A 12,380-nucleotide genomic window follows, 5' to 3' on the forward strand; every position below is an offset into this window, starting at 1 on the left:
TTATCGACTTTATCGTATGGTAGGGATGACTGTCTTTTCTTTAAAGGTTTGTATAGGATAGCGCTTGGCTCAGCGGTTTGCGTTACACAGTTAACTGTATCTGCGTTACCCCTTGGCGTAACTGGCGCTGCCTAGAGAGCCAAGAATGCCTCACGCCCTTGCCCAGTAGGGGCGCTAGCTGACTCGCCCCCCATCGCAATAGTGCGTTTTTACGCAATAGCTCAGCCTGAGCCGCTTCCTGACTTTGAAGCTGCTGCGCTCGAATAATTTCCGGCTCCCGCTCAACTTGAATCTGTGGCAAGACGGCATCAATTGCCGCATCTGTTGCTCCCTCACGCAACAGGGGAACTAGATGATTGGCTGCAACAATCACATCCCGCAAAGCCATATTGATACCTTGGGCGCGAATCGGTGACATCGGGTGAACCGCATCGCCCAGTAACAGTAATCCTGGTGCATACCAACGCGGACAACGCCCAACGACAACGGATAATAGAACAGGTCGCTCCATCATTTCTGCATGAGTCCGGATATGTTGGGCTAACCAGGGGGGCGATGCAGAAGCCAAAATATCAGGCCAATCGGCTTGTTTCCAGTCTATTCGGTCATCCTCATGGAGTGCCCAGCCTATCTGAAGATTCCCCTCGGAAGAGCAAAACAGCCCAAATGCATCGCGATCGCGCACAATCGAATAAAATACATTTTCGGATTCAAAGCGTGGACTATCCGCCAATTTAAACCAAAGAATATCAAAGCTTCCAGACTGTTGCTCTAAAGGTATGTTGACTCGCTGCCGAACAAGGGAATTACGACCATCTGCGCCAATGACTAGATTGGCAGAAATAGAGCGATCGTCACCCAGCTTCACGCCCGAAACCCGGCGATCGCTCCACAGCAAATCTTGCACAGGACTGCCGGGGATAAACTCAAAATTGGGATAAGTGGTTGCCTGGTCGATCACGGCTTCCAGGAAAGCTGGCTGTGAGACAAGGGTGCAGGGCTTACCACCCGGTTCGATCGGCTCATCAACTCGAAACAGAAATCGGTTCTCGATCAGGACTTCCCAGGCATCTAAAGGTCGATGAGGGATGTGTTCTAGCACAGACGATAATCCCATCTGTTCTAGAGCATCTAGCCCACTAGGCATCAGTCCCTCACCGCGAAACACTCTGCGGAAGTTACGGGAGGATTCAATCAGTTTGACGGCGATGCCTCGTTTGACGAGAAGCAGTGCAAGCGTTGCACCAGCAGGCCCAGCCCCGACAATTACAACCTGAGTCATCACGTTAAAACTGCATTGAATGACTTCAGAATACCAAACTTCTCTGTATAACCGTGCTTTACAACTTGCTGGTGAGTAGCCTACGGTTTAACGGTTTACTTTTTCGGCGATCACACTAATCAAAGAAGCTATAATACCTACAGAAGTGCATTTAAGGGCTTCAGCTAATTTTAGCTACTTATGTTTTTGGTAAACCAATTTGATAATTTTCTAACACTAGAGAACTTCCATCTAGCTTTTAGCCGTTTACAGACAGCAACTAGAGATTTATATAAAGAACTCTATTATGAAGACCTGAAAATATTTGGATTGTTTTTAGATGAAAATATAAAGTTTGTATTAAATGAGATAGAACAAGGAATATTTAAGCCAGAAAGCTCCTATAAAATATTTATACCTAAAAAAAATAATCTTGTAAGGCCATTATCTTTATTGAAATTTAAGGATTTGCTAGTTTATCAAGCAATTATCAACGTAATTGCTGATGCTGTCTATGATGATATAGCTCCGTATTACAATAATATTATATTTGGGAATGTTTATCATACCTCAACAGATAGCGAAAAGGACAGAATTTTTTTCTTCAAGCCTTGGAAGCAGCAATGGAAAAAGTTTGAGCAGAAAACCAGAAATTATTATGAAGCTGGTTACAAGTTTCTATCTGAGTTCGATATGGCGTCATTTTTTGACACTATAGATCATTATATTCTTAAACAGATCTTATATAAAAATTACAAAATTAATGAACAACTTTTAGATTTGCTACTAGAGTTGTTGGAAGCATGAGCGAATTTTCAATTTCAGCTCCGGATTGTTTTTTTAATGAGAAAATATGGACTGATAGAGAAATATATACAGAATTGAATTTCTCTTTTCGTTCCTTTTTTAAATATAGAATTATAGACCCTTCAAAATCATTACTAAATCTTAACTTATTCAACAATTTGATTTATGATAGAATATGCGAAATTTTAAATGTTTCCAAGCCAAACAAGGAATATGGTGTAAATTTAGATTCTAAGTGTATCGAAGATCATTTCCCAATTGCCAATAGGTATTTCACTGAAATTAATGCACAGAGAAATCAGAGGACGGACGCTCATCCTTATGACAAACATGGAAACCTGAGAATTAGGATTAACGACAAGGAATTAGAAAAACTTATACATAAACAAAATAAAGCTTTGGAAGAAATTTGTAGCTTCGACTTTTTAAAATATCTCTAAGGAGGCGAGAAAATCCTAATACCAACTCACAGCGTATGGAATCAACCTGTGTTAGTTAGTTAGAATCCGAATTGATAAAGGTCAACAAAGCACTAGAATCGGCGGTATATCTCTCAATCATCTTGGACAGGCAATAGAGGCACAATCATAATAAGTAAATCTGGGATATTTCGCTGAATCACTTGCCAGACAATATTCATATCAAGCCGATCATATTGGTGAGCAATCATGTCTCGCATTCCAGCGATATCATCCCAAGGTACTTCTGTATGCTGCGATCGAAACTCACGGGACAATCGTTTTGTCGCCTCTCCCATAATTGTAATTTGATACAGAATTGCGGATTGCCTCATCACATCTGATTCCAACTGCTCACGACTTACCCCTTGAGCAAACTGTAAAATCAATTCCCCATCTCTGACAATATCAATTAGCGATGCACTATCCCGCGACATAAGCAACTTGAGCAGTATCTAAAATTTCTTGCCGTCGAATCCAATTGTGACTTTGCTCAATTGACGTTTTTGTCACTAAATCAATCTCACGTTTTAGAAGAATTTCTAACTCGTCTTTCATCCGCACAAACTCCAACAATCCCCAAGTAGCTTCCGCATCAAATCGCACCATAACATCAATATCACTATCGGGTCGAAAATCGTCTCGCAACACAGAACCGAAGAAGTAAAATTCTGCAATCTTCCATCGCTGGCAAAACTCTGGTATGTGGGACGCGATCGCATCCATCATTGCTGGAGGTAGTTGGATTGGTAACTTTTGTTTCATACTTGACTCACCTTTCCCTTATAGGGTGTAGCTTTACTTCGCGCAAAGAAATCAGCAATCGAATGCGCTTATTCGTCATGTTATCCCCCGATAGACGGTCTAGCGTTACGAGGAATGTTAGCGACAATAACGGTATAAGCAGTCTAATCGAGGCAGGTATAGGGCAATGGTGCGATTAAAACCTTGGCAGTGGGTGGTATTAGCAACCCCGATCGCAATTATCATCGTCTTCCTACTAATCTCCGCAGGAAGGCAGATTCACGAATGGGGCATTAATTGGATTTGGGCTGTATTCACCCTTCTATTAGTCGGTTGGCGTTGGTTGCTGGTGAAATGGACTCGATCTGAGGTAAACCAGCTAGAAGCTGTATTAGCAGAAGTCAATCAAGAACTGGAATCTACCGCCGACGACACAACCGTACAGCCAACGGGAACAGACGCCACCAGTAAAGCCGAAATTGCAATCCAAGACATCTTAAAAGACGCACAAAACGATCCACCGATTTGGGAAGACTGGTCAATTTTTTGGAAGCGATGCCAGGAAGTTGTGGTGGCGATCGCACACATCTACCATCCTGAAGTCAAGTATCCCCTGCTTTCCATCTACGTTCCCCAGGCTTACGGGCTAATTCGGGGAACAATGGATGATATGGATCGGTGGATGCAAAAGTTATCCCCTGCCCTCAATCAGGTTACAGTTGGGCAAGCCTACCAAGCCTACGAAGTCTACCGCAAACTAGAGCCAACCGCCCGTAAACTCTGGCAAGTCTGGAACTGGGCGCAGTGGGTATTAAATCCGGCGGCAGCCGCCGCAAGAGTCGCGAGTCAAGGTTCTAGTAATCAAGCTACTCAGCAATTGTTGGTCAATTTAGGTCAGTCGTTACGGGCAGCGGCGCTGCGAAACTTATGTCGGCAAGCGATCGCACTTTACGGAGGTACTACCCAATTACCCTCAGAATTTGCCACTACTACACCGACGTTACCCAAGGCAAAAACCCAAACCCTCCGAGAAATCCTGACTCAAGCCGAACCCACAGAAGCGGTTGAGCAAAAACCTGTCAATATTTTACTGGTAGGGCGAACGGGTTCAGGAAAAAGTAGCTTAATTAATACGCTATTTCAGGCAGATTTAGCTGAAGTTGATGTTTTACCCAGTACTGATCGGATTCAAAATTACCACTGGCAGTCCCAATCTGGAGAAACCTTGACGCTTTGGGATACTCCCGGTTACGAACAAGTCAACCGTGGTGATTTGCGGGAACTTGTACTTGATTATGCCACCAATGCCGATTTGCTGCTACTCATCACCCCTGCCCTCGATCCAGCGTTGCAAATGGATGTGGACTTTCTTAAGGATATGAAGGCGGATATTGCAGACTTACCTGCGATCGCTATTGTCACTCAAGTGGATCGTTTGCGTCCCATCCGCGAGTGGGAACCGCCTTATGATTGGGAATGGGGCGATCGTCCCAAGGAAAAAGCGATTCGAGAAGCGACTGAGTATCGTGCTCAGTTACTGGATAATTTCTGTGATTTTGTTCTACCTGTCGTAACCAGTGACAGCAAAACAGGACGAACGGCTTGGGGAGTGGACGCGCTATCGTTAGCATTAGTGGATGCGATCGACCCTGTTAAACAACTGCGTCTTGCCCGCTTTTTACGTAACTTAGAAGCCCGCACCGTTGCCGCCGCTAAAATTATCGAGCGCTACACCTTCCAGATGGCAACCACTCAGGGACTCACAACACTGCTCAAAAGTCCCGTCCTCCAGTTTATTTCCACGCTGACTACTGGACAGCCAACTTTAGCTTATTTGCTTGCCGAGCAAATTCCGGTCGAACAATTGCCGGTGGTTATTGGTAAACTCCAGATGGCCTATGACTTATTTTCGCTCTTGAGTTCAGGTGAAACTAACATTCGTAATTTTGATTTGCTATCGCTTTGGCCTTTATTGTTGGAAAATCCGGCTTCACCTGAGCGCAATGCTTGGGCATTTGGTCACGCCTTGGTTGAATATTGGACTCAAAATCTGACGGATAAACAACTGCGGGAACGGATTGAATATTACCTCAACACAACAGTCAATAATTAAGTAATTAAGTAATTAAAAGATTAGCGATGTACGTATTAATTGGTGGAGCAGGTTTAGTGGGGCTGAACTTAGCCCAAGAGTTAGTGTCATTGGGGCATACAATAGCCGTGATTGATATTGACCCGGCTGCCTGCCGATATGCACGGGAGCAGGTGGGGGTGATGGCGTTTGACGGTAGCGCCGTCAATACGCAATTGCTGCTAGAAGCAGGAATTCGCAAAGCTGATGCCGTCGTTGCTGCCCTCCGAGATGATCCGCTCAATCTGGCAATGATTACCCTTGCCAAGCACTATGGCGCTCCCCATATTGTGACTCGGATGCGTAACCGAGATTTTGCCGAACCCTATCGTCTTGCCGGAGCACATCATGTTATCAGCACTGTTGACTTGGCAGTGAATACAATGGTGACGGTGCTGGAATATCCCCAAGTAGAATCGATGATGCACTACGAGCAGGGGCAAGTAGAAATTTTCAAACTATCACTTCCACCGGATTCCCATGTGGCTGGTCGTAGCGTTGCTCTAATCGCTAAGGATTCCCGTTTCCCAGAGGGTTCTTTGATCATTGGCTATCAACCCCATCCTCATGCTGATCTTGTCATTCCCAATGGCAATACTACGCTAGAAGCAGGGTCAACGATTCTAGTAGTGACTAAATCTGAACAGTTGCATCAGGTGGTTGATTATTTGGCTCTTCGCTCTAGTCATCCTCCAGCTTCAGGAGTTGCTCATTGAGGGTTTTGATGCGCTCTTCAACGACTTCTTCTGAGAGAATCCGTCGGCGGAGAGCATCAGTGAGTGCCCCTTTTTCGGCGAGGAGCAATTGCCGACGAATCGCGTCTAGTTTGGTGCGACCTGCGCTTCGCAGCAGCGCTTCGCTATCGCCAAGTGCATCCGAAAGACTTTCACCATTACTTTCAGACGCTCGCCCCGGACGCTGATTGTAGATATCCCGCAATGTTCTCTCAGACGCAGCCACCCGCACCTGATAAGCCGCTCGCATCTCTTCGTAGACGGCTTTGGGCAAAACTCCCGATTTGAATAGATCATCTAATTCATCCTGAGCTGCCTTAGCTGTCATGAGTTGGGCTTGCAATTCCTCAATCTGATGGTACGATTCCGAGCGGTGAGCGACCTTTAAGCGTCGCACAACCCAAGGCAGACTCAGCCCCTGTCCCACCAGAGACACCAAAACAATGCCCAAGACGATCGCAATTAGTTTCTCTCGTCCTGGCAATCCAAGCGGTAAGCTCAAAGCCAAGGCGGTTGAGAGCGATCCTTTAATATTGCCGACAAACAGAACGTGCCGCCAGCGCATCGGAATGGGTCGGTCAAAAAACCGAACCGTCGCTAACAGTGGATAAACGGTAATTGCCCTCCCGACTTGATAGGCAATAAAGGCTAAGAAAACGGCTGGCAATGTCTCCCAGAGAGTGTTGATATTAATCTCTAAACCAATGAGTAAAAAAATAAAGGTATTGACCCCAAAGCCAGCGTATTCCCAGAAGCTAAACAACGTTACTTGAGTCGAGGCTGAGGTTACTTGAGAATGCTCGAAGTTGCCAACAATCAATCCCGCTACAACAACAGCCACTACACCCGATACGTGGAGAAACTGACCCGCTTGGAAAGCTCCCAAGGCAATGGCAACGGTGAGGAGAATGCTACTCAATGGGTCATCGGATTGGCTTAATAAACCAATACTGAGGTAGCCCAATGCGGCACCCACTAAGGCACCGCCGATGATGACGAACAAAAATTCCTGGACTACGTATAAAGGCGATAATGTACCCGTCTTGTAAACGGTCAAAATCAGACTAAATAAAACGAGAGCCACATCATCGTTAACCAGACTTTCACCCTCAACGAGGGTGACTAAGCGGTGAGGCGCAGACACCTCCTTAAACACCGCAATCACTAGGGCTGTATCTGTAATGGACAAAATCACGCCGACCAATGAGGCGGGTATCCAATCTAAACCGAGCTCTAGTCTCAGTAAAACTGAAGTAATGCCAGCACACAGCAGAATTCCCGGCCCCGCCAGCAGGGCAATGGGTTTAATCGTACTTCGCAAACGACTGATATCTGTATTCAGTGCAGCTTCAAAGAGCAGAATCGGCAAGAATAAATTGAAAATTAGGGAAGAGTCTAGGCGGATGCGATTGGTCTCAGGCAAAAGCTCAGTAATGGCTAGCCCTGCCAACACCAAACCTGCAATATAAGGAATACGAAGTCGGCGTGAGATGAGGGCAACCCCTGTGGCGACCAGCAACAGGACGATCAGAACGGTTAATACTTCCGCCAGGTTGCTATCGCCGCCTGAGACGGGGACTGCCAGGAGGATGCGATCGCGCAGCATCCCGATCGGGTTATCGCAATAGCGAAGCGGTAGTGAGTTTACGAGCGTCAGCATCCCGATAGGGCTATCGTCTAGCCATTGCATAGCATCTACTTACTCAGATAAAGGACAAATCTAGGGTCAGGTTCCACAGAACAACTCTTCGTATCTTAAGGGATGAACTGAAACTCAACCTAGAGGGTTTTCTGATTCCAACCCTCAGCTTTGTACCGTTGCATCCTGAGTCAAATTTTGCTATTGCGATCAACTTGCTATTGTGTTAAACCTGTATCTTTCATATAACTCAACAGCCAATTAGCTGCCGTAGCTCGGCGAGTCTGCCGGGGACCAAATTCACCGATTTTATAACCTTTAAAACCCAATTGCTCTTTTAACAGTTGTTTATTGGCTGGTGGAATCGAGCGAGTCAATTTTACTGTTGCAGGACGGCTTTCAATAAAGTTCGGTGGTTCTGGATATTCCTCTTGCCATTCAGGAGCAACCTGGGTAATATCCCATTGATTTGCGGTTGAATCATAGCGATATCCTAGATAGTTCCAAACCAGTTTATTGACGGTATCATCGGCAATTTCTTCATTCAATATTGCCCAGATAGTATCGGGAGTGAGTGAGGGGAGTTCATGCATGAGTAGGTATTCTTTGTCAATACGGATTTGTTATCAGTTGTATTCTCAGGCTATCAATGATCGGCTTTCGCTCTTACTGGAATCTCTACGATAAACTCTGCTCCTTGCCCTGGGGTAGAAATGCAACTGATATGTCCCTGATGTTTTTCTACCACAATCTGGTAGCTAATGGCTAATCCTAAACCCGTACCACTCCCTACAGGCTTGGTAGTAAAAAATGGGTCAAAGATCTGATGCTGCACTTTCTGATTCATCCCAGTCCCATTGTCAGCAATCCGAATCACAACAAAATGAGGAATTTCCTCTGGGAATGAGGGAGACTGGATAGAGGTTTTTTGCTCTGTCTTGTCCCCGCTCTTTTGTGGTTCCCAGCCCCCATCTCTTACCTGAGTAAATATGGTAATTCGGCGCGGAACTGCTTGATTTTCTAGGGCATCAATTGCATTACTGAGCAAATTCATAAACACCTGATTTAATTGACTGGCATAACAAGTAATCAGGGGAAGTTGACCATAGTTTTTTATCACTTCAATCTCAGGGGTGTCACCTTTGGATCTTAGGCGATGCTGCAAAAGTAATAAAGTATTGTCGATGCCTTCGTGAATATCAACTGATTTGAGTTCGGATTCATCCAGTCTAGAAAACAGCCGAAGTGAGCGCACAATTTGGTGAATGCGCTCCGCCCCCACTTCCATTGAGTTCACGAGTTTTTGCCAATCGTTGACCAAAAAAAACCAATCGATTTCCTGAATAATCTGCTGAATTTCAGGTGTGGGATTAGGGTAAGTCTGCTGATAAATTTCGATTAAGCGGCTGAGGTCTTGAAAGTATTCCCTAGCCACATGAAGATTGCCGTAAATAAAGCTGACAGGATTATTGATTTCATGAGCAACGCCTGCAACCATTTGCCCCAAACTCGACATTTTTTCGGCTTGAATCAGTTGGGCTTGGGTGCGTTTTAATTGTGATAAGGTTAGTTCTACTTCTCTCGCCTTTTCTTGTTTTCGTGCTTCTGATTCTCGCAGTGCTTTCTCTACTAGTTTGCGTTCAGTAATATCGAGTATCGTGCCAAACAGTCGAATAACCTGTCCTTGTTCGTTGAAAATGGCTTTCCCTCTGGCCTCAACATACCGGATAGAACAATCAGGGCGTACCAGGCGAAAGTCAGATTCGTAGGATTTTCCAGATTTCAACACTTGCTCAATCAATTTTTTCCATAAAGCTCGGTCATCATGATGAACTTTCTTTAAAAGCTGAGCATGGTTTGGTTCTGGATCTCTTGGATCAAGACCAAAAATGCGGAATAATTCTTCTGACCAAGTAATTTTTTGAGTGATGACATCAAATTCCCAACTCCCGACATGAGCAACTCGTTGAGCCGTTGCCAGGTTCGCCTCACTCCGTCGTAGTTTTTCGTCTGCCCGTTTGCGATCGCTAATTTCCTGCTGGAGTCGGCTATTTTGTTGTTTTAACTGCTGAGAGAGGCGTTGAATGGTCAGTTGATTTTCGATTCGTGCTAAAAGTTCTTCGACTTGAAATGGCTTAGTAATATAGTCAACGCAACCCCCCTTAAAGGCTTTGACTTTTTCCACCGTTTCATTTAATGCCGTCAGGAAAATAATTGGAACTTCTTTCGTTTCGTCCCTAGATTTCAGCCTACGACACACTTCATTACCATCCATATCTGGCATGATAATATCAAGCAAAATCAAATCAGGGGGAGATGCGATCGCGGCATTCAAGGCTAGTTGTCCAGAAATAGCCCTTTGCACTTTATACCCCCGTTCGATCAGAATTTGGGATAAAAAACGTAGGTTTGTTGGTTTATCATCAACCAATAAAATTCTCGGTTCTTTATTATTACTTGTAATGGATGTTTTTTTGCCCATATTCCATTACCCACGCTTAAGCCTTTAACACTTGTTGAGTGACATTCACAATGACATCAAGACGAAAATCATTAAACAAATCGGTTAAAGCTTCAGATAGAGCCGTATTTTCTGGGGGAATTTGCTGAATTAAATCAAAAACTAAGTCTTCATTCACTACATTCGCAGCCTGATAAAGTTCTTTTACCCAAAGTATGGGCATCTTAGCCAATTCTGAGAGAAAAAATGAATCCGATTTTTCGCCCGTCTTATCTCCTTTTCGAGATGCCTGAGGGGATGGAGGTAAATCTTCATAAATGTAACGCACTTCCAGGTATTCAGCGAGCTTTTCAAAGATTACTTCTTCAGTAAAAGGTTTACGGACAAAATCATCGGAACCGATGGCTAAAAGCTCTCCCCGCTTTTCCTCGAAAGTACTCGCTGTCAGTGCAATAATCCGGGTAGTCGGGGGAGAGTTTGATAATAGGGAAACACTCAAAGACTGATTGGAGGCAAAAACTGGCTGTCTCTCCCCATTACTCCATCGTCTTGTATCTGTCCCTCTGCCTGTGTGTCTCTGTCTTTCCCTAGCTCGAATTTGTCTAGTCGCCTCTAATCCATCCATTACAGGCATCCGTGTATCCATCAAAATCAGATGAGGCTGCCAACTCTCCCATAGAGCTAATCCTTCAACACCATTTTCAGCCTCCCGCACCTCAAAACCAATCGGTTGGAGCAATTTAACGAGGAGTAAACGGTTTTCTTTGCTATCATCAACCACAAGCAGGCGATACACCTCTTGATTTGGCTCTAAACCTATGACACGCCGGAGGGGTTTGGTGATCAGTTCAATCGAATCTGGCTCATCAATTTTAATATCAAATTTAAAAATTGCCCCCTCACCTAAAACACTGCTAATCTGAATTTCTCCTCCCATCAGTTGCACAAATTTTCGGGTTATGGCTAAACCCAATCCCGTTCCTTCAGAAAATTTTCGACCTGTTTCCGTTTGCACAAAGGCATCAAATAAGTCTGTCATTTCCGCTGGTGCAATTCCAGGTCCCGTATCTTCTACTTCAAAATGGATGGTATGAGGAAATAAGGATTGGAAATCAGACGAAGGGCAAAGAGTCCATCTAGATTTTTCAGTATCTTTTTCTGCCGTCTCTAGTCCTGTATTCACTCGTAAAGTAACAGTCCCATTGTCCGTGAACTTAATAGCATTTCCTAAAAGATTGATTAAACAAATTCGTAGTTTTTTAGGGTCTGTCTTTATATATTGAGGAACATTCGAGGGGATATTAAAAATTAGTTTGATTTTTTTCTGTTCAGCTTTGATTTGTAACATTTCCTCCAAAGAGTCAAGGAGGCGATACAGGTCAAAGCTACTTTCATGAAGTGTACTTAAACCCGCCTCTATTTTAGACAAATCCAAAACATCATTGATTAAATCTAGTAAATGCTCACCACTGCGATTGATGATTCTGAGATATTCTCGCTGCTCGGTACTCAGTTGTAAATCGCGGCTCATCACTTGAGTAAAACCGAGAATTGCATTAAGAGGAGTCCGGAGTTCATGACTCATATTTGCCAGAAACTCACTTTTCGCTTTAGAGGCTGCTTCAGCCGCTTTTTCAGCCTTTAATCGCTCTTGAATTTCCTGTTGTAATTGTTGATTTTGTTCTTGGAGTTGATGGGAGAGTCTGCGAATCGTCAGTTGATGCTCAACTCTTGCTAAAACTTCTGCAACTTGAAAGGGTTTGGTAATATAGTCAGCTCCACCAACTGCAAAGGCTTTAATTTTGTCCAATACTTCATCCAAAGCACTAATAAAAATAACTGGAATTTCGCGAGTTTTTGGTTCAGCTTTGAGTTGAGAGCAGACCTCATAGCCATCCATTTCTGGCATTCTAATATCCAATAAAATCAGATCAGGTGGAGCTGATTTAGCGGCTCTTAGCGCCATTTTCCCTTTGACAACGCCCCGGACTTTATATCCCCTCTCTGAGAGAGTTGCGGATAATATTTGCAGATTTTCCGGTGTATCATCAACGATTAAAATGTTTCCTGATATAGCCTCAAGCTGGTTAGTATTCATAGGTTTAAATAATAGTTAAGATAACGTTTTTGCAAGATGCAGAAATA

At 44.2% G+C, this 12,380-nt stretch carries 10 protein-coding genes; 3 read left to right on the plus strand and 7 right to left on the minus strand.

Annotated elements, in window-relative coordinates; all coding sequences use genetic code 11:
* Positions 1–82 precede the first annotated feature (82 nt).
* The gene (locus tag MIC7113_RS14170; protein ID WP_015182863.1) at positions 83–1,282 is read right to left on the minus strand and encodes an FAD-dependent monooxygenase; all 1,200 of its coding nucleotides are present in this window, start codon (positions 1,280–1,282) and stop codon (positions 83–85) included.
* A gap of 180 nt (positions 1,283–1,462) precedes the next feature.
* Between MIC7113_RS14170 and MIC7113_RS37625 the strand changes: the two genes are divergently transcribed.
* Entirely contained in the window at positions 1,463–2,068 is a 606-nt protein-coding gene (locus tag MIC7113_RS37625) for a hypothetical protein (RefSeq protein WP_041780059.1), read from the plus strand.
* Positions 2,069–2,621: 553 nt separating this feature from the next.
* Here the strand turns inward: MIC7113_RS37625 and MIC7113_RS14185 are convergent.
* Positions 2,622–2,963, minus strand: a complete 342-nt coding sequence (locus tag MIC7113_RS14185; protein WP_015182865.1) for a HepT-like ribonuclease domain-containing protein — start codon at positions 2,961–2,963, stop codon at positions 2,622–2,624.
* A complete protein-coding gene (locus MIC7113_RS14190) occupies positions 2,950–3,291 on the minus strand; it encodes a nucleotidyltransferase family protein (protein WP_015182866.1) in 342 nt (113 codons plus the stop codon). Before MIC7113_RS14190 ends, MIC7113_RS14185 begins: the two co-directional genes overlap by 14 nt.
* Positions 3,292–3,457: 166 nt before the next feature.
* Between MIC7113_RS14190 and MIC7113_RS14195 the strand changes: the two genes are divergently transcribed.
* Both MIC7113_RS14195 and MIC7113_RS14200 read left to right on the plus strand, forming a co-directional pair.
* On the plus strand, positions 3,458–5,383 hold the full coding sequence (locus MIC7113_RS14195; protein WP_015182867.1) for a GTPase family protein: 1,926 nt from the start codon (positions 3,458–3,460) through the stop codon (positions 5,381–5,383).
* Positions 5,384–5,409: 26 nt separating this feature from the next.
* Positions 5,410–6,117, plus strand: coding sequence for a potassium channel family protein (locus tag MIC7113_RS14200; protein WP_015182868.1), 708 nt, complete (start codon positions 5,410–5,412; stop codon positions 6,115–6,117).
* Here the strand turns inward: MIC7113_RS14200 and MIC7113_RS14205 are convergent.
* The 4 genes from MIC7113_RS14205 to MIC7113_RS14220 form a co-directional block, all read right to left on the minus strand.
* A complete protein-coding gene (locus MIC7113_RS14205; protein WP_081594723.1) occupies positions 6,083–7,741 on the minus strand; it encodes a cation:proton antiporter in 1,659 nt (552 codons plus the stop codon). The genes MIC7113_RS14200 and MIC7113_RS14205 overlap by 35 nt on opposite strands.
* A 251-nt stretch (positions 7,742–7,992) precedes the next feature.
* Entirely contained in the window at positions 7,993–8,367 is a 375-nt protein-coding gene (locus MIC7113_RS14210; protein ID WP_015182870.1) for a DUF1823 family protein, read from the minus strand.
* Positions 8,368–8,420: 53 nt separating this feature from the next.
* Entirely contained in the window at positions 8,421–10,256 is a 1,836-nt protein-coding gene (locus tag MIC7113_RS14215) for a hybrid sensor histidine kinase/response regulator (RefSeq protein WP_015182871.1), read from the minus strand.
* Between the two features lie 16 nt (positions 10,257–10,272).
* Entirely contained in the window at positions 10,273–12,333 is a 2,061-nt protein-coding gene (locus MIC7113_RS14220) for a response regulator (protein ID WP_015182872.1), read from the minus strand.
* Positions 12,334–12,380: the final 47 nt, after the last annotated feature.

Source organism: Allocoleopsis franciscana PCC 7113, assembly GCF_000317515.1.
Classification (GTDB): domain Bacteria; phylum Cyanobacteriota; class Cyanobacteriia; order Cyanobacteriales; family Coleofasciculaceae; genus Allocoleopsis; species Allocoleopsis franciscana.

Coding starts and splice junctions, on each gene's coding strand:
- MIC7113_RS14195 (WP_015182867.1), top strand. CDS start 3,458: ATGGTGCGATTAAAACCTTGGCAGTGGGTGGTATTAGCAACCCCGATC.
- MIC7113_RS14215 (WP_015182871.1), bottom strand. CDS start 10,256: ATGGGCAAAAAAACATCCATTACAAGTAATAATAAAGAACCGAGAATT.
- MIC7113_RS14190 (WP_015182866.1), bottom strand. CDS start 3,291: ATGAAACAAAAGTTACCAATCCAACTACCTCCAGCAATGATGGATGCG.
- MIC7113_RS14170 (WP_015182863.1), bottom strand. CDS start 1,282: ATGACTCAGGTTGTAATTGTCGGGGCTGGGCCTGCTGGTGCAACGCTT.
- MIC7113_RS14205 (WP_081594723.1), bottom strand. CDS start 7,741: ATGCTGCGCGATCGCATCCTCCTGGCAGTCCCCGTCTCAGGCGGCGAT.
- MIC7113_RS37625 (WP_041780059.1), top strand. CDS start 1,463: ATGTTTTTGGTAAACCAATTTGATAATTTTCTAACACTAGAGAACTTC.
- MIC7113_RS14200 (WP_015182868.1), top strand. CDS start 5,410: ATGTACGTATTAATTGGTGGAGCAGGTTTAGTGGGGCTGAACTTAGCC.
- MIC7113_RS14220 (WP_015182872.1), bottom strand. CDS start 12,333: ATGAATACTAACCAGCTTGAGGCTATATCAGGAAACATTTTAATCGTT.
- MIC7113_RS14185 (WP_015182865.1), bottom strand. CDS start 2,963: ATGTCGCGGGATAGTGCATCGCTAATTGATATTGTCAGAGATGGGGAA.
- MIC7113_RS14210 (WP_015182870.1), bottom strand. CDS start 8,367: ATGCATGAACTCCCCTCACTCACTCCCGATACTATCTGGGCAATATTG.